General features: G+C 75.0%; 27 protein-coding genes. 12 read left to right on the forward strand and 15 right to left on the reverse strand.

Features of this window, described 5'->3' with window-relative positions:
- Positions 1–124: 124 nt before the first annotated feature.
- From ACWEPX_RS07865 to ACWEPX_RS07875, 3 genes are read left to right on the forward strand one after another with little or no spacing between them, the layout of a single operon-like run.
- Positions 125–754, forward strand: coding sequence for an FABP family protein (locus ACWEPX_RS07865; RefSeq protein WP_451896328.1), 630 nt, complete (start codon positions 125–127; stop codon positions 752–754).
- Positions 754–1,371 (forward strand): 5-oxoprolinase subunit B family protein, encoded by a 618-nt coding sequence (locus tag ACWEPX_RS07870; RefSeq protein WP_451896329.1) that lies wholly within the window; start codon positions 754–756, stop codon positions 1,369–1,371. The genes ACWEPX_RS07865 and ACWEPX_RS07870 overlap by 1 nt, the downstream gene beginning before the upstream one ends.
- Positions 1,359–2,228 carry a 5-oxoprolinase subunit C family protein gene (locus ACWEPX_RS07875; protein ID WP_451896330.1) on the forward strand — a complete coding sequence of 290 codons (870 nt, stop codon included), beginning with the start codon at positions 1,359–1,361 and terminating at the stop codon, positions 2,226–2,228. Before ACWEPX_RS07870 ends, ACWEPX_RS07875 begins: the two co-directional genes overlap by 13 nt.
- Here the strand turns inward: ACWEPX_RS07875 and ACWEPX_RS07880 are convergent.
- Positions 2,207–3,052: an aminodeoxychorismate lyase gene (locus ACWEPX_RS07880; RefSeq protein ID WP_451896331.1), complete on the reverse strand. Its 846-nt coding sequence runs from the start codon at positions 3,050–3,052 to the stop codon at positions 2,207–2,209. The genes ACWEPX_RS07875 and ACWEPX_RS07880 overlap by 22 nt on opposite strands.
- A gap of 77 nt (positions 3,053–3,129) precedes the next feature.
- Between ACWEPX_RS07880 and ACWEPX_RS07885 the strand changes: the two genes are divergently transcribed.
- Genes ACWEPX_RS07885 through ACWEPX_RS07905 form a run of 5 tightly spaced genes read left to right on the forward strand, consistent with a single transcriptional unit; the run spans position 3,130 to position 7,037 of the window.
- Entirely contained in the window at positions 3,130–3,510 is a 381-nt protein-coding gene (locus ACWEPX_RS07885) for a Fur family transcriptional regulator (protein WP_451896534.1), read from the forward strand.
- Complete coding sequence (gene ygfZ / locus ACWEPX_RS07890; protein WP_451896332.1) at positions 3,507–4,610, forward strand: CAF17-like 4Fe-4S cluster assembly/insertion protein YgfZ; 1,104 nt, start codon at positions 3,507–3,509, stop codon at positions 4,608–4,610. The genes ACWEPX_RS07885 and ygfZ overlap by 4 nt, the downstream gene beginning before the upstream one ends.
- Before the next feature lie 9 nt (positions 4,611–4,619).
- Positions 4,620–5,462, forward strand: coding sequence for a 3-keto-5-aminohexanoate cleavage protein (locus tag ACWEPX_RS07895; protein WP_451896333.1), 843 nt, complete (start codon positions 4,620–4,622; stop codon positions 5,460–5,462).
- 37 nt (positions 5,463–5,499) lie between these two features.
- Positions 5,500–6,078, forward strand: a complete 579-nt coding sequence (locus ACWEPX_RS07900; protein ID WP_451896334.1) for an RsiG family protein — start codon at positions 5,500–5,502, stop codon at positions 6,076–6,078.
- Between the two features lie 17 nt (positions 6,079–6,095).
- Positions 6,096–7,037, forward strand: coding sequence for an asparaginase (locus tag ACWEPX_RS07905; RefSeq protein ID WP_451896335.1), 942 nt, complete (start codon positions 6,096–6,098; stop codon positions 7,035–7,037).
- Between the two features lie 3 nt (positions 7,038–7,040).
- On the opposite strand, the gene ACWEPX_RS07910 is transcribed toward ACWEPX_RS07905, so the two are convergent.
- Positions 7,041–7,889: a hypothetical protein gene (locus ACWEPX_RS07910; RefSeq protein WP_451896336.1), complete on the reverse strand. Its 849-nt coding sequence runs from the start codon at positions 7,887–7,889 to the stop codon at positions 7,041–7,043.
- A gap of 194 nt (positions 7,890–8,083) precedes the next feature.
- Between ACWEPX_RS07910 and ACWEPX_RS07915 the strand changes: the two genes are divergently transcribed.
- Complete coding sequence (locus ACWEPX_RS07915) at positions 8,084–8,272, forward strand: DUF3073 domain-containing protein (RefSeq protein ID WP_451896337.1); 189 nt, start codon at positions 8,084–8,086, stop codon at positions 8,270–8,272.
- Positions 8,273–8,603: 331 nt separating this feature from the next.
- Here the strand turns inward: ACWEPX_RS07915 and arfB are convergent, their stop codons facing one another.
- Genes arfB through purF form a run of 5 tightly spaced genes read right to left on the reverse strand, consistent with a single transcriptional unit; the run spans position 8,604 to position 13,058 of the window.
- Complete coding sequence (arfB, locus tag ACWEPX_RS07920) at positions 8,604–9,032, reverse strand: alternative ribosome rescue aminoacyl-tRNA hydrolase ArfB (RefSeq protein ID WP_451896338.1); 429 nt, start codon at positions 9,030–9,032, stop codon at positions 8,604–8,606.
- A gap of 23 nt (positions 9,033–9,055) precedes the next feature.
- Positions 9,056–9,886, reverse strand: a complete 831-nt coding sequence (locus ACWEPX_RS07925; RefSeq protein WP_451896339.1) for a hypothetical protein — start codon at positions 9,884–9,886, stop codon at positions 9,056–9,058.
- A complete protein-coding gene (locus tag ACWEPX_RS07930; protein ID WP_451896340.1) occupies positions 9,883–10,377 on the reverse strand; it encodes a SigE family RNA polymerase sigma factor in 495 nt (164 codons plus the stop codon). The genes ACWEPX_RS07925 and ACWEPX_RS07930 overlap by 4 nt, the downstream gene beginning before the upstream one ends.
- Before the next feature lie 52 nt (positions 10,378–10,429).
- A complete protein-coding gene (gene purM / locus ACWEPX_RS07935; RefSeq protein WP_451896341.1) occupies positions 10,430–11,506 on the reverse strand; it encodes a phosphoribosylformylglycinamidine cyclo-ligase in 1,077 nt (358 codons plus the stop codon).
- A gap of 16 nt (positions 11,507–11,522) precedes the next feature.
- Complete coding sequence (gene purF / locus ACWEPX_RS07940; protein WP_451896342.1) at positions 11,523–13,058, reverse strand: amidophosphoribosyltransferase; 1,536 nt, start codon at positions 13,056–13,058, stop codon at positions 11,523–11,525.
- A gap of 108 nt (positions 13,059–13,166) precedes the next feature.
- On the opposite strand from purF, the gene ACWEPX_RS07945 reads away from it, so the two are divergent.
- Entirely contained in the window at positions 13,167–13,835 is a 669-nt protein-coding gene (locus tag ACWEPX_RS07945) for a TVP38/TMEM64 family protein (protein WP_451896343.1), read from the forward strand.
- Between the two features lie 8 nt (positions 13,836–13,843).
- On the opposite strand, the gene ACWEPX_RS07950 is transcribed toward ACWEPX_RS07945, so the two are convergent.
- Genes ACWEPX_RS07950 through ACWEPX_RS07965 form a run of 4 tightly spaced genes read right to left on the reverse strand, consistent with a single transcriptional unit; the run spans position 13,844 to position 16,631 of the window.
- Positions 13,844–14,206, reverse strand: a complete 363-nt coding sequence (locus ACWEPX_RS07950) for a sterol carrier family protein (protein WP_451896344.1) — start codon at positions 14,204–14,206, stop codon at positions 13,844–13,846.
- The gene (locus tag ACWEPX_RS07955; RefSeq protein WP_451896345.1) at positions 14,190–14,981 is read right to left on the reverse strand and encodes an ESX secretion-associated protein EspG; all 792 of its coding nucleotides are present in this window, start codon (positions 14,979–14,981) and stop codon (positions 14,190–14,192) included. Before ACWEPX_RS07955 ends, ACWEPX_RS07950 begins: the two co-directional genes overlap by 17 nt.
- Positions 14,978–16,237 carry a hypothetical protein gene (locus ACWEPX_RS07960; protein ID WP_451896346.1) on the reverse strand — a complete coding sequence of 420 codons (1,260 nt, stop codon included), beginning with the start codon at positions 16,235–16,237 and terminating at the stop codon, positions 14,978–14,980. Before ACWEPX_RS07960 ends, ACWEPX_RS07955 begins: the two co-directional genes overlap by 4 nt.
- Positions 16,238–16,259: 22 nt before the next feature.
- Entirely contained in the window at positions 16,260–16,631 is a 372-nt protein-coding gene (locus tag ACWEPX_RS07965) for a hypothetical protein (protein WP_451896347.1), read from the reverse strand.
- Between the two features lie 167 nt (positions 16,632–16,798).
- Between ACWEPX_RS07965 and ACWEPX_RS07970 the strand changes: the two genes are divergently transcribed.
- Positions 16,799–17,341: a type VII secretion system-associated protein gene (locus ACWEPX_RS07970; protein WP_451896348.1), complete on the forward strand. Its 543-nt coding sequence runs from the start codon at positions 16,799–16,801 to the stop codon at positions 17,339–17,341.
- On the opposite strand, the gene ACWEPX_RS07975 is transcribed toward ACWEPX_RS07970, so the two are convergent.
- The 3 genes from ACWEPX_RS07975 to ACWEPX_RS07985 all read right to left on the reverse strand — a co-directional run bounded on the left by ACWEPX_RS07975 (position 17,304) and on the right by ACWEPX_RS07985 (position 19,983).
- Positions 17,304–17,522, reverse strand: a complete 219-nt coding sequence (locus ACWEPX_RS07975; protein WP_451896349.1) for a DUF397 domain-containing protein — start codon at positions 17,520–17,522, stop codon at positions 17,304–17,306. The two genes, ACWEPX_RS07970 and ACWEPX_RS07975, sit on opposite strands and share 38 nt — an antisense overlap.
- On the reverse strand, positions 17,509–18,369 hold the full coding sequence (locus ACWEPX_RS07980; RefSeq protein ID WP_451896350.1) for a helix-turn-helix domain-containing protein: 861 nt from the start codon (positions 18,367–18,369) through the stop codon (positions 17,509–17,511). The genes ACWEPX_RS07975 and ACWEPX_RS07980 overlap by 14 nt, the downstream gene beginning before the upstream one ends.
- 228 nt (positions 18,370–18,597) lie before the next feature.
- On the reverse strand, positions 18,598–19,983 hold the full coding sequence (locus ACWEPX_RS07985; RefSeq protein ID WP_451896351.1) for a GH1 family beta-glucosidase: 1,386 nt from the start codon (positions 19,981–19,983) through the stop codon (positions 18,598–18,600).
- Positions 19,984–20,289: 306 nt separating this feature from the next.
- Between ACWEPX_RS07985 and ACWEPX_RS07990 the strand changes: the two genes are divergently transcribed.
- On the forward strand, positions 20,290–20,700 hold the full coding sequence (locus ACWEPX_RS07990; RefSeq protein WP_451896352.1) for an SRPBCC family protein: 411 nt from the start codon (positions 20,290–20,292) through the stop codon (positions 20,698–20,700).
- Here the strand turns inward: ACWEPX_RS07990 and ACWEPX_RS07995 are convergent.
- The gene (locus tag ACWEPX_RS07995) at positions 20,663–21,847 is read right to left on the reverse strand and encodes an MFS transporter (protein ID WP_451896353.1); all 1,185 of its coding nucleotides are present in this window, start codon (positions 21,845–21,847) and stop codon (positions 20,663–20,665) included. The two genes, ACWEPX_RS07990 and ACWEPX_RS07995, sit on opposite strands and share 38 nt — an antisense overlap.
- Between the last annotated feature and the right edge of the window lie 2 nt (positions 21,848–21,849).

Raw genomic sequence — 21,849 nt, forward strand, 5'->3', positions numbered from 1 at the left:
GCGCCCGGGGACTATCCTCTGCGTTCGTGGAAATCTTCTTCACCGGCCTGCTGGTGCTGATGGGCCTGGCCACCGCCTGGTTCGCCGCGTACGTCGTGTACCGGCTGTTCAACGACCAGCGCGGATGACCGAGCCCGTCCCGGGGAGCGGCGACGCGGCGATCCAGGCCGCCGCCGAGCGCGCCGAGCGCACCCGCCACCGCAACCTGCCGCAGTTCGACGACCTGCCGATCCCGGCCGACACCGCGAACCTGCGCGAGGGCCCCGCCCTGCACGACGGCCTGCTGGGCCTGCTGCCCCTGGTCGGCGTGTGGCGCGGCGACGGCGAGGTCGTCTACCCCACCATCGACGGCCCGGTGAAGTTCGGCCAGCAGCTCACCTTCGCCCACGACGGCCGCCCCTTCCTGGCCTACGAGTCGCGCACCTGGCTGCTCGACGACGACGGCGCGGTGATCCGCCCGGCCGCGCGCGAGGTCGGCTGGTGGCGCATCGGCGCCGACGACACCATCGAGCTGCTGCTCACCCACGCCACCGGCATCGTGGAGATCTTCTACGGCAAGCCCCGCAACTCCACCTCCTGGGAGCTGGCCACCGACCTGGTGGGGCGCACGGCCACCGCCAAGGAGGTCAACGCGGCCAAGCGGCTGTACGGGCTGGTGAACAACGGCGACCTCGCCTACGTCGAGGAGCGCGCGATGGTCGGCCAGCCGATGCAGCCGCACACCTCGGCGTACCTGCGCCGCGTCGTCGGCTAGTGCGGCTGCGGCGCTGCGGCCCGCTGGCGGCCCTGGTCGAGCTGGGCTCCCTGGCCGAGGTCGCCGCCGCGCGGGCCGTGCTGGCCGGGCTCCCCGGCGCGGTGGACGTCGTCCCCGCCGCGCGCACGGTGCTGGTCACCTTCGCCGCCGAAGTCCCCCGCGACCTGGCCGACGTGCTGCGCGCGGCCGACCTGGCCGCACCGCCGCCCGCCGCAGGCGACACCGTGGTCCTGCCGACCATCTACGACGGCCCCGACCTGGCGCTGGTGGCCGAGACCGCCGGGGTCGGCGTGGCCGAGGCGGTCGCGCTGCACACCGGGGCCGAGTACGCCGTGGCGTTCACCGGCTTCGCCCCCGGCTTCGGCTACCTCACCGGCCTGCCCGCCCCGCTGCGGCAGGCCCGCCTCGACTCGCCCCGCACCCGCGTCCCGGCCGGCGCGGTCGGCGTGGCGGGGGAGTTCACCGGCGTCTACCCGCGCCCGTCGCCGGGCGGCTGGCGGCTGCTGGGCAGGCTCGCCCCCGGCGCGCCCGCGCTGTTCGACGCCGACCGCGACCCGCCCGCCCTGCTGTCCCCCGGTCTGCGCGTGCGGTTCGAGGCGGTCGCGTGCGCGCCGTGACCGTGCTGGCGACCGGCCCGCTGGCCCTGGTCCAGGACCTGGGCAGGCCGGGCCGGGCGCACCTGGGCGTGCCGCCGTCCGGCGCGCTGGACGCCCCGTCGCTGCGGCTGGCCAACCGGCTGGTGGGCAACCCCGAGACGGCGGCGGGGGTGGAGTGCCTCATGGGCGGGCTGCGGCTGCGGGCGGAGGCGTCCTGCACGGTCGCGGTGACCGGCCCGTCGGCCCCGGTGGCGGTGGACGGCCGCGCCGCGGACTCGCACGCGCCGCTGCACCTGCGGGCGGGCCAGGAGGTCGCGCTGGGCGCGCCGCGGTCGGGCCTGCGCGGCTACCTGGCCGTCTCCGGCGGGCTCGCGGTGCCCGCCCAGCTGGGCTCGCGCTCGACCGACGTGCTCTCCGGCATCGGCCCGGCCCCGCTGCGGGCGGGCGACGTGCTGCCGCTGGGCCCGGTGACCGGCTGCCCGCGCGGGGCGGATGTGGTCGTCCCCGTGGCGGTCGGCGGGCGGCTGGCCGTCCCGGTCCTGCTCGGCCCGCGCGACGACTGGTTCGCCGACGCGGCGGGCCAGCTCGCCGCGGCCGAGTGGGCGGTGTCGCCGGAGAGCAACCGGGTCGGGCTGCGGCTGCTCGGCCCGGCGCTGGCGCGCACCCCGGAGCACGCGGGGCGGGAGCTGCCCAGCGAGGGCGTGGTCACCGGGGCGGTGCAGGTGCCAGCGGACGGCCGCCCGGTGGTCTTCCTGGCCGACCACCCCACGACCGGCGGCTACCCGGTGATCGCCGTCGTCGCGCCCGAGCACCTGCCCGCGCTGGCCCAGGCCCGGCCCGGCACGCGGGTGCGGCTTCAGGCGTACTCGGCCTCGTAGAGCGCGTTCAGCTCGGCCCACAGGGCGCTCGCGTCGGGCAGCTCCACCCCGTCGATGGAGCGCACGCGCACGATCTTGCGGATGCTCGACACCAGGAACACCCCGTCGGCCGCGGCCAGCTCGGCCGCCCGCACCGGCTCGACCTTCGTGGCCCAGCCCGCGCGCTCGGCGGCGCGGAACAGCGCGGCCTGGGTCGTGCCGGGCAGGATGCCGCTGGCCGCTGGCGGGGTCCGCAGCGTGCGGCCCTCGGCGACGACCACCGTCGAGGTCGGGCCCTCCAGCACCGAGCCGTCGGCGGCGCGGAAGACCACCTCGTCCGCGCCCAGCCGCTCGGCGTGCCGCTGGGCGGCCATGTTGACCGCGTAGGAGAGGGTCTTGGCGCCCAGCAGCAGCCACGGCGCCCGCTCGACGACCTCCGGGTCGAAGCCGCGGTCGAGCACCACGACCGACACGCCCCGCAGCCGCCGCTCGATCGTGCGGGCCTCGATGGAGAACGCCAGCGCGAACACCGTCGGCGAGCCGTCGCCGAACTCCGCGCCGCGGGTGCAGACCAGCTTGACGGCCACCTCGCCCGGCTCCGGCCACGCGGCCACGACCGCGGCGAACAGCCGCTCCAGCTCCGCGCGCCCGGGCACGGCCAGGTCCAGCATGGCCGCCGAGCGCAGCAGCCGGTCCAGGTGCGCGGCCAGCTCGCGCGGCCTGCCGTCGACCACGAGCACCGTCTCGAACACGCCGTCGCCGCGGGTCAGGCCGAGGTCGTCCACGCGCACGTGCGGGGCGTCGGGGTCGGCGATGGTGCCGTCGAGCAGGGCGAGCAGGCGCATGCCCAGCACCCTACGCGCGGGCTCGGCCTACTATCGGCGGGGTGGACGACCTGCGCAGCACGCTGCACCGGCGTGGGATGCGGATGACCCCGCAGCGCCAACTGGTGCTCGACGCACTGCAAGCGCTTGACCACGCCACCCCCGAGCAGGTCTGCAAGCACGTCCAGCTGACCACGCCGTCGGTCAACATCACCACGATCTACCGCACGCTGGAGCTGCTGGAGGACCTCGGCCTGGTCCGGCACACCCACCTCGGCCACGGCGCGCCCACGTACTCCCTGCACGAGCACGAGCACGTCCACCTGGTCTGCCACCGCTGCGGCCGGGTCGACGAGTCGCCGCGCGAGGTGATGGACCAGCTGTGCGGAACACTGCGGGCCCGGCACGGGTTCGTGCTGGACGCAGGCCACCTCGCGTTGTCGGGCACCTGCCGCGACTGCACCAGGGAGAAACCGTGAACTCGCCCATCCTGTCCGCCCCCGGCGCGGTGCCCCCGCCCGAGGAGACCACCGACCCGGGGGTGCCGTGGCACTTCGGCGACCCGTTCGCCGAGCAGCGCGCCGCGACCCGGACGGCGGCCGTGGTCGACCGCTCGCACCGCCAGGTGGTCGCCGTGCCCGGCGAGGAGCGGCTGTCCTGGCTGCACCTGGTCGTCTCCCAGCACGTCTCCGGGCTGCCCGCGGGCGCGGGCTGCGAGGCGCTGATCCTCGACAGCCAGGGCCGCGTGGACATCCACCTGGTGATGTCGCACGTTGGCGACACCGTGTGGCTGGACACCGAGGCGGGGGCGTCGACCGTGGGCGCGCGCGGCGGGCGGGTGCCGCTGCTGGAGTACCTGGAGCAGATGCGGTTCTGGTCCAAGGTCGAGCCGCGCGACGCCACCGCCGAGAAGGCCGTGCTGACCGTCGTCGGCCCGCAGACCCCGGCGATGCTGGCCGATTTCGACCTGCCGGTCCCCGACGGCGAGTACGCCACCGCCGAGCGCGGCGGGGTGCTGGTCCGGCGGATGCCGTGGCCCGGTCCGGACGCCGCCGACCTGCTCGTCCCCCGCTCCGACCTGGCCGCCTGGTGGACGCGGATCACCGCGGCCGGGGCCCGGCCGATGGGCAGCCTGGCGTTCGAGGCGCTGCGGGTCGCGGCCCTGCGCCCCCGGCTGGGCGTGGACACCGACGAGAAGACCATCCCGCACGAGGTGTCCTGGGTGCCGTCGGCCGCGCACGTGGCCAAGGGCTGCTACCGCGGCCAGGAGACGGTCTCGAAGGTGCACAACATCGGCCGCCCGCCGCGGCGGATGGTGCTGCTGCACCTCGACGGCGCCGCCGACGAACTGCCCGAGACCGGCGCGGCCGTGCTGGCTGGCGAGCGCGTGGTCGGCCGGGTCGGCTCGGCCGTGCAGCACCACGAGCTCGGCCCGGTTGCCCTGGCCCTGCTCAAGCGCTCGGTCGACCCGTCGACCCCGCTCACCGCGGGCGGGGCGCAGGCCGCGGTCGACCCCGACTCCGTGCCCGCCGAGATCGGCGGCGCGGGCCGTGCCGCGGCCCAGGGGCTGCGCGGCTAGGGTCGGCCCATGTCGACCGGCACCCTCATCACCGTCGCCCCCACCGGGGCCGAGCACAGCAAGGCCGACGTCCCCAACCTCCCGGTCACCCTGGACGAGTTGGTCGAGACGGCCCGCGACTGCGAGCGCGTCGGCGCCGCGATGATCCACATCCACATCCGCGACGACGAGGCCAAGCCGACGCTGGACCTCAAGCGCCTGACCGACACCGTCGCGGCGGTGCGCGAGCAGACGAACCTGGTCGTGCAGCTGTCCACCGGCGGCGCGGTGACCGACCCCGAGGAGGACCGGCTGCGGGTGCTCGACGCCATGCCGGACTCGGCGTCCTGCTCGATGGGCACGGTCAACTTCGGCGACGACGTGTTCATGAACCGCTGGCAGTTCATCGTCGAGCTGCACAAGCGCATGCAGGAGCGGGGCATCGTGCCCGAGTACGAGATCTTCGACCTCGGGCAGCTGACCACCCTGCACCGCCTGCTCGACGAGCACGGCCTGCCCGCGGGCGGGCACGTGCACGTGGACCTGGTGATGGGCGTGCCCGGCGGCATGGCGGGCGACACCGAGACCCTGGCCGCGGCGCTGCGGCTGATCCCGCAGGGCGCGACGTTCTCGGCCACCGGGGTGGGCCGCACCACCCTGCCGGTCCTGTTCGGCGTGCTGTCCGCGGGCGGGCACGTGCGGGTCGGCATGGAGGACACGATCAACTACGCCCGCGGCGAGCGGGTGAAGGACAACGCCCAACTCGTCGCCCGGGCCAGCGGCCTGGCCCGCATCGCCCAGCGCCCGCCCATTACGCCGGACGAGGCACGCGCGCTGCTGGGGGTGGCGGCCCGCCCGCCCGCGTCGGCATGATCTGGCGATCGAGCACTCTTTGACGGAGGATGGCCTGGTGATCGAAGTCCGCCCGGGTGGGCGCAGGCGCATCGACCGGGTCCTGGCCCCGGACTACGTCGCCGACCTGGACCGCCTGGACCTCGCCGAGGTCCGCGCCCGCCGCGACGACGCGGCCCAGGAGGAGACCGACCTGTCCTACCTGCGCAGGCTGCTGCACGGCCGGATCGACATCGTGCGGGCCGAGCTGCGCAGGCGCGCGAGCGGGGGCGGGGAGTCCATCGTCGCCCAGCTGGCTTCGATCCTCGCCGACAACGCCGTGGGGCCCGCGACGGGCTCCGGCCGCCACCAGAACATGGAGCCCTCGCGCGCCGAGGCGCACCGCCGCCACGTCGAGGCGCTGGTCTCCGACGCCGACCTCTCCGACGTGGCCGCCCTGCCCGACGAGCGGCTGGCCCTGGCCCTGCGCACCTACGAGGCCGAGGAGGCGTCGGTGTCCACCCGACGCCGCGAGGTGCAGGTGGTGATGGACCTGCTCAACGAGCAGATCGCCAGCCGCTACCGCACGGGCACCGCGTCCGTGGACGACCTGCTGGCCGCCGAGGGCGCCCGCACCGATCCCGGGGAGGCCAGCTGAACCCCGTCCTGGTTGAGGTGCTGCGGTCCGGTTTCGTCGAGTCGGTGCACCGGGGCTCGGTCGTCGTCCTGGCCCCCGACGGCGCCGTCCGCCTCGCCATCGGCGAGGTCAACGAGCCGGTCTTCACCCGATCGTGCAACAAGCCCCTGCAGGCGCTCGGCCTGCTGCGCACCGGCCTGGACCTGCCCGACGACGCCGACCTCGCGGTGGGCTGCGGCTCGCACAGCGGCGAGCCCGAGCACGTGCGGCAGGTGCTGGGCATCCTGGCCAAGGCCGGGCTCGGCGAGGCCGACCTGGGCTGCCCGCCGGACTGGCCGATGCACGAGGCCGCCCGCAACCGGGTCATCGCCTCCGGCGGCGGCAAGCGCCGGGCGGCGATGAACTGCTCCGGCAAGCACGCGATCATGCTGGCGACCAGCGTGCAGCACGGGTGGGACACCATCGGCTACCTCGACCCCGAGCACCCGGCCCAGCAGGCCATCGCCGCGGCGGTCACCGGCATGACCGGCGAGGACATCACCACCATCGGCGTCGACGGCTGCGGGGCCCCGCTGTTCGCGCTGACCCTCACCGGCCTGGCCACCGGCTACTCCGCGCTCATCCAGGCCCCCGCAGGCGGCTTCGAGCGGCGGGTGGCCGACGCCATGCGCGCCCACCCGCACCTCGTCGGCGGCACCAACCGCGACGACACCGAGCTGATGCAGGCCATCCCCGGCCTGCTGGTCAAGGGCGGCGCGGAGGGCGTGCACGCGATGGTGCTGCCCGACGGCACCGCGATGGCCATGAAGATCGATGACGGCGCCCCGCGCCCGCGCACCCCGATCCTGGTCGGCGTCCTGCGCGCCCTGGGCTACGACGCCCCCGAGCTCGACGACAAGGCCGAGCGCGACATCCTCGGCGGCGGCGTGCCGGTGGGCGCGGCCCGCCTGCGCGACGGGCTGCTGGACGGGCTGGTCTAGCGGCTACTGCATGCGCTCGCGCACGGCCAGCTCGCTCCAGAACTCCCGCAGGCGCTCGAACCGCTCGGCCACGGCCCCCGGGTCCGGCTGCTCGATGGCGTCGAGGATGGCGTTGACGTCCTCGGCGGAGGTGTCGGCATCGATGTCGTCGTCGGCCATGAGCTGCACCAGGCCGCCGTAGTCCAGCTCGACCACCGACTCCTCGTGGAAGTGCGCCAGCCACCGGGCGGTGTCCTGGAGCACCTTCGTCGGGCCGGACTCGCCGAAGGTCGCCTCGGCCAGCTCGAAGGCCCGCTGCACCCGCTGGCGCGCGGTCCGCATCGGGATCTGCCAGTGCACCACCCGCTGCGCGCCCTCGCCGGAGACGACCCGCTCCTCGGGCTTGACCAGGACGAACCACGGCAGCGGCACGGTCCAGGTGGTGGACACCACGTGCACGGCCCCGCCGGTCAACTCGCCGAGGACCGTCCCGGCCCGCTGCCGCAGCCGGTCGGCCGCCTCGCCCAGCGTCGCCGCGCGCAGCGGGTCGGGGGCGGTGGAGAGGAAGCCCACGACCGCCGCGGCCGAGCGGGCGCGCAGGTCCAGCGGGCAGATCAGCAGCTCGCCCGCGGCCGAGCGGGTGACCATGACGTCGCGGGCGGGCAGCGGGGAGCCGTCGGCCCGCTCCCCGGGCAGCTGCGCCCCCGCGCCCAGCTCCTGTGACTTCAGCCACATCAGCTGCTCGTGGGCGCCGACCGCGGCCCGCTCCAGCGGCGACTCCTCCGCCAGCCGCCGGAGTCGATCACGGGACGCGGGTGGGAAAGCTGACAGCGGTTCGTACACCCGCAGGTAGGCGACGAACGGTCGAGGCACCCGCCCATCGTGTCATGGACCGCCCGCCGGGCCCCGCCAGGGCAGGACCGGCCGGGGTGTCGGGTTCTGCACACCGAGCCGCGTCGCATCGAACCCCTTCGGCACGGTACGGTAGTTAGCAGGAATCAACTGTCGACATCTACGGGGCCGCCGATTCCCCCGGCCGCCCCGTCACTGTGCGAGGGGGTCGAGCCATGGGGCGCGGCCGAGCCAAGGCCAAGCAGACGAAGGTGGCCCGGGAGCTCAAGTACAGCAGCCATCGGATGGACTTGGACGCCCTGCAGCGCGAGCTGTCGGGCGACAAGCCGTCCGACGGCGGCGACTCTGAGCGCATCGAGTCCGACGATTACGACTACGACGGGTACGACGACTACCGCCGTTGACGCAAGGCCCCGGCGTCGGATCCGGTGCCGGGACTCCCTCGCAATGCCGACAAGGCCACCCCGCGACCGGCGGGGTGGCCTTCGCGACGCGGCTCACCCCTGAGCGCGCCCGCGCGGCCTGGCGATGGGCACGTGGCCGCCGCGCCCGGTCGAGCGCTGGCGCGGGGGCCAGTCCACGCCTCGTTCCCGCCCGCGGGCGCGCACCTCGCGCACCGGGGCAGGTCACGAGACGGGCGACCGCCGGTGACCGCGCAGGTCAGCGCGCCGGTTGGCGACCCCTGGTCCCTGCGCGGACCCGGGTCCGCCATCCTCCACACCGGACGACCGGACCTCAGCCGAGGTCCGGTCGCCTGCGCGCCTGCTTGGTCGCCGAGCGCCGCTTCTTCGACTCCAGCCGCCGCTGGTGGGCGCCCCGGCCCGGCTTGGTCGGGCGGCGCGCGGGCGGCGGGGTCGCGGCGGCCTGCCGCAGCAGCGCCGCCAGCCGCTCCCTGGCCGCCTCGCGGTTGGCCAGTTGTGCGCGGAACTCGCTCGCCGCGATCGTGAGCACGCCATCGACCAGCCGGTTGGCCAGCCGGTCGAGGATGCGCGCCCGCAGCGGGTCGGGGATCGACGGCGAGCGCGCCACGTCCAGCGACAGCTCGACGCGGCTGTCGGCGGTGTTGACGCCCTGCCCGCCGGGGCCGGACGAGCGGGAGAAGCGCTCGCGCAACTCGGCCGCCGGGATCACCAGCGACCGGGACACCTGCAGCTCTCCGGGCACGGGTACGAGGATGCCCTACCCGTCTAGCGGATAACGGCGGCGAACCCCGGGATCATCGCAATGCTCTGCATGCTGCCGCGGTCCAGCAGCGGCTCGGGCAGCCAGGGCGGGCCGAACCCCGCGGTGTCCCGGACGCGCACCACCACCCCGTCGCGGCGCACGGCGTGCAGCTCCAGGGTGTTGGGGCCGTCGGCGTCGACCACCGCGGGCCGCCACAGCAGGGCGGTGCCGCCGTCGGGCAGGGTGTAGCGGTCGCAGGTGAAGGCGGGCGAACCGCACTCCGGCGGCTTGTCGTCGCCCGCGTCGTAGCTGTCCACCACGACCTCGACGGCCCGCCGGGCGTGGCTCGGGGTGACCAGGGTGAACTGCGCGCGGTTCTGCGCGTCGAAGGTGTTCCAGGGCACGTCCGTGCCCTCGACCGCCACGTCGGCAGGCCAGAACACGACGCCGTGGCGCAGCGCCGCGCTCAGCTTGTCCGGCGTCTCCGGGGCGCCGTTGGTGGTCGTGGTCACCGTGGTGCGGGTCTGGCCGGTGGGGGACGACGCGGTCGTCTGCGGCGGCTCCTTGGTGCGAGTGGACTGCGGTCCGGGGGGCGCGGTCGGCCCGGGGGCGGAGTGCGGCCCCGGCCCGGCGGGCAGCACCGGCTCCGGCATCCCGAACTGCGTGCCGGACAGCGCGGTCATCCCGATCACCACCGCGGCCACGGCCGTCGCCGCGCCGCCGACCGCGGCCGTGCGCCGGATGCGCAGCCTGCGCCTGCCCGCGCTGATCACCGCGGCGCGGTCCAGCCGCAGCGGCGGCTCGTCGCGGACCGCGGCCTCCAGCAGCCGCCGGACCTCCTGCTCGTCGTTCACGATGCGACCTCCACAGACAGCATGTCCCGCAGCGCCGCGAGCCCCTTGGCCGCCTGGCTCTTGATCGTGCCCTCGCTCTTGCCCAGCGCCTGCGCCGCCTCGGCGACGGAGAGGTCCTCCCAGTAGCGCAGCACCACCACCGCCCGCTGGCCCGGCGGCAGCCGCCGCAGCGCCTGCCGCACGTCGATGGCCGCGTCGACCCCCGGGGCGGGGGCGGCGGTCTCGGGCAGGGTGTCGGTCACCGACTCCCGCCGCCGGAAGGCCCGCCGCGACTCGTCGATCGCGGCGCGGACCATGACCTTGCGCGCGTAGGCGTCGATCGCGTCGTCGCGGCGCAGGCGCGGCCACATGGCGTAGATCTTGGCCAGGGTGGTCTGGACCAAATCCTCGGCGCGGTGCCAGTCGCCGCCGCACAGCAGGTAGGCCGTGCGCCGCATCACCGCGGCCCGGCTGTCGACGAACTCGCCGAACTCCGCGTCACGATCCCCCACGAAACCTCCCAACTCACCCGTACTACGCGGGCGGGCCGCCGGGAGGTTGCCTTCAGAAGCGCGGGTGGTCGCCCACGACTTCGGCGCGGGCGTCGTCCTCGGCCGACGGGCGCACCTCGCCGACGACCCAGGCGGGCACGTGGCGGGCGGTGAGCATGGCCAGCGAGCGGTCGACGTCCTCGGGCGCGACCACGGCGACCATGCCGACGCCGAGGTTGAACGTGCGCTCCATCTCCGCGCGCTCGACCCGGCCGCGCTGGGCGATCAGCGAGAACACCGGCTGCGGCGTCCACGTGCCGCGGTCCAGGGTCGCCTTGAGCCCGTGCGGGATGACCCTGGCCAGGTTGGCGGCCAGGCCGCCGCCGGTGATGTGGGCGAAGGTGCGCACCCCCGCCTCCTGGATCAGCGCCAGGCAGTCCTTGGCGTAGATGCGGGTGGGCTCCAGCAGCTCCTCGCCCAGCGTGCGGCCGAACTCCTCGACGTGGCCGTCCAGCGGCATCCTGGCGATGTCCAGCAGCACGTGCCGGGCCAGGGAGTAGCCGTTGGAGTGCAGGCCGGAGGAGCCCATCGCGATCAGCGCGTCGCCGGGGCGCACCCGGTCCGGGCCCAGCACGGCGTCGGCCTCGACCACGCCGACGCCGGTGGCGGAGATGTCGTAGGCGCCGTCGGCCATCAGCCCGGGGTGCTCGGCGGTCTCCCCGCCCAGCAGCGCGCAGCCCGCCTGCACGCAGCCCTCGGCGATGCCCTTGACCAGCGCGGCGACGCGGTCGGGCAGCACCTTGCCCACGGCGATGTAGTCCTGCAGGAACAGCGGCTCGGCGCCGCAGACGACCAGGTCGTCGACCACCATCGCCACCAGGTCGACGCCCACGGTGTCGTGGATGTCCAGCGCCTGCGCCACGGCGATCTTGGTGCCCACGCCGTCGGTCGACGAGGCCAGCACGGGCTCGCGCCAGCGGTCCAGCTTCAGCTTGAACAGCCCGGCGAACCCGCCGATCCCGCCGAGCACCTCCGGCCGGTTGGCCTTGGCCGCCCACGGCTTGAGCTTCTCGACGGCCTCGTCGCCCGCCTCGATGCTCACCCCCGCCGCGGCGTAGGTGGCGGGGCCGGTCGAGGTCGGGTCAGACACTTCGGTTCTCCGGGGTCTAGGGGCGGGTCAGCGCGTCCGAAGCACCGTACCCGGCGGCCACCACGGGCGCCGCGTCCCCCGCGACTCCCTTCTCCAGGCCCTCCAGCAGGTGCTTGCCGATGCGCGCGTCATCGGGCAGCGGGATCGGGTAGTCGCCGTCGAAGCAGGCCGAGCACAGCCTGCTGCGCGGCTGCTCGCTGGCCTGCACCAGCGCGTCGAGGCTGACGTAGCCCAGGCTGTCCGCGCCGATCGAGCGGCGGATGCCGTCGAGGTCGAGGCCGTTGGCGATCAGCTCGGCGCGGGAGGCGAAGTCGATGCCGTAGAAGCACGGCCAGCGCACCGGCGGCGAGGCGATCCGCACGTGCACCTCGACCGCGCCCGCCTCGCGCAGCATCCGCACCAGCGCGCGCTGGGTGTTGCCGCGCACGATCGAGTCGTCCACGACCACCAGGCGCTTGCCGCGGATGACGTCGCGCAGCGGGTTGAGCTTGAGCCGGATGCCGAGCTGGCGGATGGTCTGCGACGGCTGGATGAAGGTGCGCCCGACGTAGGCGTTCTTCACCAGGCCCGAGCCGTACGGGATGCCGCTGGCCTGGGCGTAGCCGATGGCCGCAGGCGTGCCGGACTCCGGCACCGGGATGACCAGGTCGGCCTCGACCGGGTTCTCGGCGGCGAGCCTGCGGCCGATCTCCACCCGGGTGGCGTGCACGCCGCGCCCGGCGATCGTGGTGTCCGGCCGGGCCAGGTAGACGTACTCGAACAGGCAGCCCTTGGGCTGCGGGCTGGCGAAGCGGCTCGACCGCAGCCCGTCGGCGTCGATGGCGATGAGCTCGCCCGGCTCGACCTCGCGGACGACCGAGGCGCCCACGATGTCCAGCGCGGCCGTCTCGCTGGCCACCACCCAGCCGCGCTCCAGCCTGCCCAGCACCAGCGGCCGCACGCCGTGCGGGTCGCGGGCGGCGTAGAGGGTGCTCTCGTCGGAGAAGACCAGGCAGTACGCCCCGCGCACATCCGGCAGCAGCTCCAGCGCCGCCTGCTCGATGCCCTTGTCCGCCGCCGCGGCGGCCAGCAGCCCGGTCAGCAGGTCGGAGTCGGTGGTCGCCCCGCCCGCGGCCAAGCCCAGCTCGGCGGCCTTGTCCCGCAGCTCGGCGGTGTTGACCAGGTTGCCGTTGTGGCCCAGGGACAGCCCGCTGCCCGTCGCCGTGGTCTTGAACGTCGGCTGGGCGTTCTCCCAGGTCGTGGACCCGGTCGTGGAGTAGCGGCAGTGCCCGACGGCGACGTGCCCGCGCAGCGAGACCAGCACCTGCTCGTCGAAGACCTGGCTCACCAGCCCCAGGTCCTTGAAGACCACGATCTGGTTGCCGTCGGAGACGGAGATCCCGGCCGCTTCCTGCCCTCGGTGCTGCAGCGCGTACAGCCCGTAGTAGGTGAGCTTCGCAACTTCCTCACCCGGCGCCCACACGCCGAACACACCGCACTCTTCACGGGGTTCGGGGTCGGTCTCGGGCGGGTCGAGCGGAGAGGGGCCAGTCGAGAACTGGTCGGAGACCACCGGTGCTCCCTGTCGACGACATCAGCCTGCCCCCGAAGTGTATGTGCTCGCCGGGCCGCTTCCGACCGACGGAGGGTGGGGAGCATCACGCCGGTACCGTTGGACGGCGTGTCCCGTCGCGCCACGCTGGTCTCGCTGTTCGGTGTAGTGGCCGCCGTGGTGGCGATCGGCTTCCTCGTCCCGATCCCCAGCCCGGCGGAGGTCCGCGACTGGGCGGCCGCGGCCGGGTGGGCGACCCCGGTGCTGTTCCTGCTGGCCTACTCGGTGCTCGCCGCCCTCCCCATCCCGCGGACGGTGTTCAACCTCTCCGGCGGACTCCTCCTCGGCGAGGCGCTCGGCGTGGCCATCGGCATGCTGGCGACCGGCATCGCCGCCGCCCTGGCCTTCGCCGCCACCCGCCGCTTCGGCAGGCGCTGGGTGGCCCCGCTGCTCGAACTCGGCGCGATCCGCGCGGTCGACGCCCGGCTGCGCTCCGGCGGCTTCGCGGGCGTGGTGTCCCTGCGCCTGATCCCCGTGGTGCCCTTCGCCCCGGTCAACTACTGCTGCGGCCTGTCGTCGATCGAGTTCCGCCCCTACCTGTGGGGCACCCTCATCGGCAGCCTCCCCGGCACCGCCGCGGCCGTCCTGCTGGGCGACGCCCTCACCGGCACGACCCCGCCCGCCCTGCTGGCCATCTACGGCTTCCTGGCCGTCGCGGGCGCCCTCGGCCTCTACCGGGCCCTGCGCCGCGCCGACCCCACCCTGGTCGAGGACATCCCCAACCCGCAGCAGCGGTGAGCGCCCGGTCAGAGGCGGACGATCGGGAGGTGCGCGGAGAGGTCGGCGCGGGAGCCGGAGGCGTGCAGGGCGGGGGTGGCGAGGGCTTCCTCCCAGCTGAGCCTGCCGGTCGCCAGCTGCAGCCAGGTGTGCGGGTCGGTTTCCACCACGTTCGGCGGGGTGCCCCGGGTGTGGCGGGGGCCCGCGACGCACTGGACGGCGGCGAACGGCGGGACGCGGACCTCGACGGTCCGGCCGGGCGCGGTGTCGGCCAGGGTGCGCAGGGTCAGCCGGACGGCGGCGGCGAGGGCGGGGCGGGGCGGGCGCGGGCCGCCGTCGAGCCAGGGGAGGATCTCGGTGACGGCGGCGCGCAGGTCATGTGGGTTGGTCACCGGTTGTTTCCCGTAGCAGGTCGTCCACGTGGTGGGTGAGCTTGCGGGAGTCGGCTGGGGAGATGGTGGTCCACAGCTCCCCGTCCGGCGACGCCCGGCGGACCTGGACGTAGCGGCCCGCGGCGGTGTCGAAGAACGAGACGACGCGCTCGCCGCGGACGCGGCGGCCGAGGCGGTCGCGGGCGGCGGCGCCGAAGTTCCCGGTGCGCACCACGTCGCCGATCATCTCGGCCAGGGTGCTGGCGTCGTCGGCGCGGATGCCGTGGGCCAGCAGGGCGCCTTCGAAGCCGCGGACCGTGCCGTCGCCGCGGGCGGCGGACTCGAAGTCGGCGGTGCGCAGCGTCACCGAGCGGCCGGGGCCCGCCGGGGCGGGCGGCAGCTCGCCGACGGCGGCGGCCGCCAGGCCGAGCGCGGAGATCCGCTGCACCCGCAGGGTGTCGTCGGCGAGCACGGCCAGCGCACCGGACTCCTCCCGCGCGCACGCCAGCAGGCGCACGCCGCGGCCGGTCCACAGCCTGCCGTCGACCTCCCGCTCGGGCCGGGCCAGCAGGGCGAACAGCTCGGCGATCTCCGGGTCGTCGCGCTCGATGCCGCGGGCGGCCAGGCCCGACCACGCGCCGTCCTCGATCGCGGCGCGCTCCTCCCACGTCTTGCCCGGCGAGGGCACCTTGACCACCAGCGGCATCGCGCCCGGCGCGAGGTGCTCCCAGAGCACGTCGAACTCCAGCGCGGTCAGGGTGATGGGCTCGGCCGCCACGGCCCCGAACGGCGTCACCGCGGCTCGTCGCCGATGACCGGCTGGGAGACGGTGCGCTCGTCGCCGAAGACGTCGACGGTCTCGATGAGGTAGTCGGCGAGGCCGTGCTCGCGGTCCTCGTCGGAGTCCGCCCGCGCGCCCGGCGCGACGCCCATGCCCGCCCCGCCGCGCGTGCCCGCGGGGACCGAGCCGACGACGCCGCCGCGCGCGCCCACCGTCCCCTCGCCCGCGATGCCGACGGCGGGCCGCAGCGCCTGGTTGCCCCGCGTGGCCTCGACGTCCACCCCGACCGGCAGGGCGGGCCGCGCCCCCGCGGGACCGTGGCCGACGGGGCCGCGGCCGGCGGGGCCGGGCAGGCCGGAGGGTCCGGGGAGCCCGGGCATCCCCGGGAAGGAGGTCGTCGGCGCGGTCGGGGCAGGCGTCGCCGGGACGGGCGGGGCGACCGGGGGCGCGGTCGGGGTGACCGCCGACGGCGTGGTCGGGGACGAGCCCACCTGCGCGGGCGTCGCCCCTCCCGGCAGGTACGGCGTCAGCGAACCGCCGCCGCCACCGCCGGTCGACGGGATGTGCGCGCCGCCGCCGGTCGTGGGGGCGGGCGCGGCGTAGGACGGCGCGCTCCCGCCGGTGCTGCCGGGCACCGAGCCCGGCGCGCTGCTGAAGTACGCCGCGGACGTCCCGACCCCGCCCGACGGGGCGGGCGTGGACACCACGACGTCCGGTGGCGGCACGAACTCCCCGAGGGTGTTGCGGTTGAACTCGCTGCTGTCGGAATAGGACTCCATGGTGTCGACGGCCTTCTGCGCCGCCGCGTCCTGGGCCGCCTCCTGCGCCTCGTGGTCGGCGGCCTGGTCGGCCACCGCCAGCGCCGGGCCCGCGTTGCCGGTCAGCAGCGCGGCGCCCGCGGCGAGCTTGGCCCACCCGGACGGCGCGGGGGTGGTCACCGGCACCGGCTCGGGCATCTCCGCGCGCGCCCTGGCGATCATGTCGGCCTGGAACTCGGTGGAGGCGCGCATGCCGCTCGCCCCGGTCTGGGAGTCGGCGGCCCACTGCCGCAACGGGTTCAGCGCGCCCTGGGCGCCCTCCCCCGCCGCGCCCTCCCAGCTGGCGGCGAGGGTGGCCAGCTTGGCGTTGAGGTCGTGGTCGATGTCGCCGAGCTCGCGCAGCAGCGCGTCCCAGTACTCCGTCTGCGGGGTGGACGCCGCTGGGCCCGGGCCGGAGTTGATCATCCGGTACAGCTCGGGGTGGTCGTACCCGCGCCAGCGGTGCATGCCCATGTCCGACTCTCCTCCGCGGCGATCAGCGGTGCTGCTTGCCCCACATGGCGGTGTTGGTGCCCTCGGTCAGCGTGTACGCCGCGTGCGCCGCCTCCAGCGCGGTGATCGCGGCGAGCAGCTGGTGCTGGTAGCCGCGCAGGCAGGCGATGGCCGAGTCGGCCGCGCCGCCGTTGGTGCGCTGGGCGAACTGGGCGGCCGTCTCGCCGCTGACCGGGTCGCCCGCCCACTCGCGCACCTCGAGGCCGTCGAGCGCGGCGACCTTCGCGGCCACCCGGTCGTGCGCGTCGCGGAAGGCCGCGAGCGCGCCGGGGATCGCGTGCGGCTCGACGCGCAGGGTCTGCCTCCCGGACTGGGCGGGCAGCGCCGCGCCCGCAGCGCCATCGGCTAGGAACACCAGCTGGCCCCCTCGTCCTGCAGCGATTTCCACGACTCTAACTTCGACGCCCGCCGCGGCGGAACGGTTCCGGTGGGAGTTCACGAGACCGTGGCTGGCAGCGGCCGGGCGTGATCGAGCGCATACGATAATCGGCCGAACCGCACCGACGCCATTCGGAGCAGCCCATGCACCAGCCGGAGATCACCCTCGACATGCGCATCGCCGCCCGGGCCAACCCCGGGAGCTGGCTCTACGTCATCGACCCGGTGTTCGAGGCCGACGACGACGTGCCGCCGTGGGGCGTCGTCGGCGCCTACCCGGTCGACGCCAGCGGCGAGATCCGGGAGACGTTCAGCCCCAACGCCGGGTACCGCCCGTCGCCGCAGGCGCTGCGGATGCCGCCCCCGGCCAACGAGGTGGAGCGGGTGCTGCAGCTGGTCCGCACCCGCCACCTCGACCAGGACGAGCTGCTGCCCGCCCTGCGCGCGGCCCGGCTGCTGGTCTACGCCCGCACCGCGCGCGACACCGGGATCACCGCGTTCCCCAACCACGACGGCCAGGTCATGGTGCCCGCGTGCACCTCGGTCGCGCGGGTGCCGCGGCAGTGGCCGGGCTGGCGGGAGATCAAGGGGTCGGCGCTGGCCGCGCAGCTCAACGGCTACCCGCTGGTGGTCAACCCGCTCGGGCCGATCACCGCGATCGTCCCGGCGGCCGACCTGCTCGGCTGAGCAGGTCGGCCCAGGCTTGGGGGCCGAAGGCCAGGCGCGGGCCGGTGTGCTTGCTGTCGCGCACCAGCCAGCCGCCGCGGGCGGGGGCTACCTCGACGCAGTTCCCGTTCGCCGCGCTGGCGCTGCTGCGGCGCCACGGGAGCCGGGACCGGGCATGGGACGCTTGCTCATAGGACGCCATTGTCCTCTCCGTCCGCGTACAGTTCGCTCGCCAGTTCGGCGACGACCTGCCGCGATTCTCCCGCACCCAGCGCCGTGTCGGCGAGGGCGGAGAGGATGCCCCGGTACGCCGCGATCTCCTCGGGGCGCTCCAGGAACAGGCTGGAGTTCTCGCTCTCCAGGTACACGATCGGCTTGTAGTGCGGGAACTCCATGAGCCGGAACGCCCCGGCGAGCGCGGCGTGCGCGCCGACCGCCGCGGGCACCACGCGCACCAGGATGTTGTCCCGGTGCGACATCCGGACGAGGTGGTTGAGCTGGTCGGCCATGACCTCCGGCCCGCCGACCGGCAGCCGCAGCGCGAACTCGTGGATGTAGAAGGCGAAGCGCGGCGGCCGGGCGCGGCGGAACAGCTGCTGGCGCGCGGTGCGGGCGACCACGCGCTCCTCGACCTCGTGCGGCGGGACGTTGGTGTTGGCGCGCACGATCGCCTGCGCGTAGTCGACCGTCTGCAGCAGCCCGGGGACCAGCGTCGGCTCGAACTCGTCGATGGCGCTGGCCTGGTTCTCGTGGTCGACGAGGGTCTTGAGCTGGGTGGGCAGCTTGCCCAGGCGCTGGATCCAGCCGCCGGGCTCGCGGCACAGCGACAGCAGCCGGGCGCGCTCGGCCCCGTTGACCCCGCAGAGCAGCAGGATGGAGGACACGTCGCGCTCGGACGCCCCGCGGGCGCCCAGCAGCAGGCGGGACACCTTGGAAGGTGACCAGCCCAGCCTGCGGGAGGCTTCCTGTCCGGTCAGGCCCGCGGCTTTGAGGGCTTGTCGCAGTGCGTCGCCGAGTTCCCGGCTGCGGATCGTTGGCACGCGGTCCATGTTGTCGTTCGGATCGACGATTGCGGGGTCCAGCTGGTGGTGCGGAGTTCGACGCAACCCGAACCCCCAGTGTAGATCATGAAGGGGGCGCGGACGTGCCGGAGGGCGGCCGGATCCGCGCTGCTCGGCCAGCCGCACCAGCAGCGTGGTCCACCCGGAGCCTGCTCCGGTCCGCCGGGGGCGGCGGCGCCGGGTGGGACCGCGGCGCCGCTTCCGGTTCCGCCGCCCTCAGACCCGCACGCCGTTGCCGCGGATCACCTCGGCGTAGAAGTCCGCGCTGGCCTTGCGGGTGCGGCGCTGGGTGGCGTAGTCGACGTGGACGATCCCGAAGCGCATGCCGTAGCCCTCGGCCCACTCGAAGTTGTCCAGCAGGGACCAGAGGAAGTAGCCGCGCACGTCGACACCGCGCTGCAACGCGGTGTGCACGGCGGCGAAGTGGTCGCGCAGGAAGGCGATGCGGTCGTCGTCCTGGACGAAGCCGTCGGCGTCGGCGCGGTCGTCGTAGGCCGCGCCGTTCTCGGTGATGTAGATCGGCAGCCCCGGGTACTCCTTGCCGATGCGCTCCAGCGTCGCCAGCAGCCCGTCCGGCGCGACGTCCCAGCCGATGTGGGTGGTGCGCTGGTTGTAGCGGTGGAACCGCACGTCCTCGGCGCCCGGCCACGAGGTCGGCGTGCCGTCCGGCGTGCCCGCGCCGACCCGGTAGACGCTGTAGTAGTTGACCCCCACGAAGTCGATCGGCTCGGCGATGATCGCCTCGTCGCCGGGGCGGATGTGCTCGACGCCGCTGACCCGCGCCACGTGCGCGCGGATGTCGTCGGCGTAGCCGCCCTTCATCACCGGCTCCAGGAACAGCCGGTTCTGCAGCAGGTCGATGCGGGCCGCGGCGTCGGCGTCGGCCGGGTCGGCGGTCAGCGGCTCGACCGGGTAGAAGTTCGGCGCCAGGCCGACCTCCGCCGGGTGCGGGCCGGACTTGAGCCGCTGGGCGGCCAGGCCGTGGGCGAGCAGCAGGTGGTGGGCGGCGCGCAGCGCGCCGGGCGGGTCCTGCACGCCGGGGGCGTGGACGCCGCTGCTGTAGCCGAGGAAGGCCGCGCACCACGGCTCGTTGACCGTCACCCAGGTCCGGACCAGGTCGCCGAACGCCTGCTTGGCGAGCTCGGCGTACTCGGCGAAGCGGTAGGCGGTGCCGCGGGCGCGCCAGCCGCCCTCCTCCTCGAGCGCCTGCGGCAGGTCCCAGTGGTAGAGCGTGGCGACCGGCTCGATCCCGTTGTCGCGCAGGCATTCCAGCAGCCCGCGGTAGAAGGCGACGGCCTCGGGGTTGGCCGGGCCGCGGCCGTCGGGCTGGAAGCGGGCCCAGGACAGCGAGAAGCGGTAGGCGCGCAGGCCGATGCCCGCCATCAGGGCGACATCCTCGCGGTAGCGCTTGTAGTGCTCCACGGCGATGTCGCCGGTCTCGCCGCCGACGACCTTGCCGGGCGTGCGGGCGAAGGTGTCCCAGATGGAGGGCTTGCGCCCGCCCTCGGCGACGGCGCCTTCGATCTGGTAGGCCGAGGTCGCCGCGCCCCAGCGGAAGTCGGCGGGGAAGCCGAGCAGGTCGGCGCCGTCGTGGTCGGTCATGGGAAGTTCGCACCTTTCGCCCGGACACGCGCACTTCTGGGAGCGCTCTCATAGATCTTGGCAGGATGGAGCGAGGGCCGTCAATGGCCCAACCATTGCCGGGCGACGAACTTGCCTGGTTATTCACCCGCGTTCACCCGAACGCAGTGGTGAGCCTCCCTTCAGATTGGGAGCGCTCCCAGTGAGTTGTGGCCTGCCGATCGGCTTCCCCGCGCATTCGTCGTACCAGTGGCCGCCGCTGTGGCGTGGACCACTTTCGACCGATTGTCGGTGCCAGCTCGTACGGTTGCCGCAGGAGGTTGGGACATGGCTTCGGGACAGACCAAGGACGTCGGGTGGAACATCGGCGTCTCCAAGACGCTGCCGCACCCGCTGGAGCGGGTGTGGGCCTACCTGGTGGGCGCCGAGGGCGTGGGCACCTGGCTGGGCCCGGGCGCGAGCCTCGGCACGGCCAAGGGCGACCGGTACACCACCGACACCGGCACCGTCGGCGAGCTGCGCAGCCTGCGCAGCGGCGACCGCGTCCGGCTGACCTGGCGGCCCGCGGACTGGGACCACGACACCACGGTGCAGGTCACCGTCCAGCCGAGCGGGCCGGACCGCACGGTGGTGCGCTTCCACCAGGAGTGGCTGGCGGGCCCGGAGGAGCGCGAGCGCCAGCGGGCGCACTGGCAGGCGGTCATGGCCGCGGTGGAACGGGATCTGGCCGGGCCATGACCTCCCCGCGCACGGGCGTGGCGACCGCGGCCAGCGCGGGCATCAGCGCGGCGGCGGCCAGCGCCCACGGCCAGTGCAACGCGGTGACCACGACCGCGAACACCGGCGCGACGGCCAGGCCGACCACGCCCTGACCGGTGTTCTGCACGCCGATGGCCCGGCCCGCCCACGCGGGCCCGGCCAGCTCGGCGGTCGCGGTGAAGCCGAGCCCGTTGTCCATCACGGACACGATGAGGGTCGCGGTGAGGCCGACCAGCGCCAGCCACCCGGCTGCGCCGTCGCCCACCGCCCACACCAGCACCGACACCGCCGCGGCGACGGCGATGGCGCGCATCGGCCGCAGCCTGCTGCCGACCCGGTCCGACCAGACCCCGGCGACGACCCGCGCGCCCGCGCCGACGACGTTGACCGCGGCGATGACGGCCCCGGCCGCGACCGGGTCCCAGCCCTGCTCGGTTTCCAAGTACTGCAAGGCGAACGTGCTCGCGATGAACTGCGGCCCGACGAGCAGCGCGCTGGCCGCGTGCACCCGCCACAGCCGCGCCTGCCGGTAGGGCGACCCGGTCGCCGCCACCGCGCCCTTGGCGGGCCGCGCCGGGTTCTCCAGCCACACCGCCACCGCCACCCCGGCGACCAGGCAGAGCGCGGCGGGGACGAGCAGCGCGGCCCGGTAGCCGCCCAGCGCCGCCGCGGGCGGCAGCGTCAGCGCCGCGATGCCCACGCCGATGGGCGTGCACGTCTGCCTGATCCCCATCGCCAGCCCGCGTTCGCGGACGTCGAACCAGCCGAGCACCGCCCGCCCGCCCGCGGCGCTGATCGACGCGCCGAACACCCCGGCGACCGCCAGCGCGACCCCGAGCCCGACCAGCCCCGGCACGACGACCGCGGCGAACCCGGCGGCGGCGCTGCCGAGCATCCCGACCGCCATCACCACCCGCTCGCCGATCCGGTCGGCGAGCGCGCCCCAGCCGATCATCGCCACCAGCATCCCCAGCACGGGCGCGACGACCAGCGCGCTGGCCTGCGGCAGCGAGATCCCCTCGGCGGCCTGGATGCGCGGCAGCAGGAACGGCGGCCCGTAGACGAGCGCGCTCATCGCCGCCTGGGCCCCCACCGCGACCCCGAGGATCACCCACCGCTGCTGCATGA

It is taken from the genome of Actinokineospora sp. NPDC004072 (genome assembly GCF_053604195.1).

Excerpts from the sequence above, each read along its gene's own strand:
- ACWEPX_RS07865 (WP_451896328.1), top strand. The coding sequence starts at position 125 with ATGACCGAGCCCGTCCCGGGGAGCGGCGACGCGGCGATCCAGGCCGCC.
- ACWEPX_RS07880 (WP_451896331.1), bottom strand. The coding sequence starts at position 3,052 with ATGCGCCTGCTCGCCCTGCTCGACGGCACCATCGCCGACCCCGACGCC.
- ACWEPX_RS07885 (WP_451896534.1), top strand. The coding sequence starts at position 3,130 with ATGCGGATGACCCCGCAGCGCCAACTGGTGCTCGACGCACTGCAAGCG.
- ACWEPX_RS07895 (WP_451896333.1), top strand. The coding sequence starts at position 4,620 with ATGTCGACCGGCACCCTCATCACCGTCGCCCCCACCGGGGCCGAGCAC.
- ACWEPX_RS07915 (WP_451896337.1), top strand. The coding sequence starts at position 8,084 with ATGGGGCGCGGCCGAGCCAAGGCCAAGCAGACGAAGGTGGCCCGGGAG.
- ACWEPX_RS07960 (WP_451896346.1), bottom strand. The coding sequence starts at position 16,237 with ATGGGCATGCACCGCTGGCGCGGGTACGACCACCCCGAGCTGTACCGG.
- ACWEPX_RS07970 (WP_451896348.1), top strand. The coding sequence starts at position 16,799 with ATGCACCAGCCGGAGATCACCCTCGACATGCGCATCGCCGCCCGGGCC.
- ACWEPX_RS07975 (WP_451896349.1), bottom strand. The coding sequence starts at position 17,522 with ATGGCGTCCTATGAGCAAGCGTCCCATGCCCGGTCCCGGCTCCCGTGG.
- ACWEPX_RS07980 (WP_451896350.1), bottom strand. The coding sequence starts at position 18,369 with ATGGACCGCGTGCCAACGATCCGCAGCCGGGAACTCGGCGACGCACTG.
- ACWEPX_RS07985 (WP_451896351.1), bottom strand. The coding sequence starts at position 19,983 with ATGACCGACCACGACGGCGCCGACCTGCTCGGCTTCCCCGCCGACTTC.
- ACWEPX_RS07990 (WP_451896352.1), top strand. The coding sequence starts at position 20,290 with ATGGCTTCGGGACAGACCAAGGACGTCGGGTGGAACATCGGCGTCTCC.
- ACWEPX_RS07995 (WP_451896353.1), bottom strand. The coding sequence starts at position 21,847 with ATGCAGCAGCGGTGGGTGATCCTCGGGGTCGCGGTGGGGGCCCAGGCG.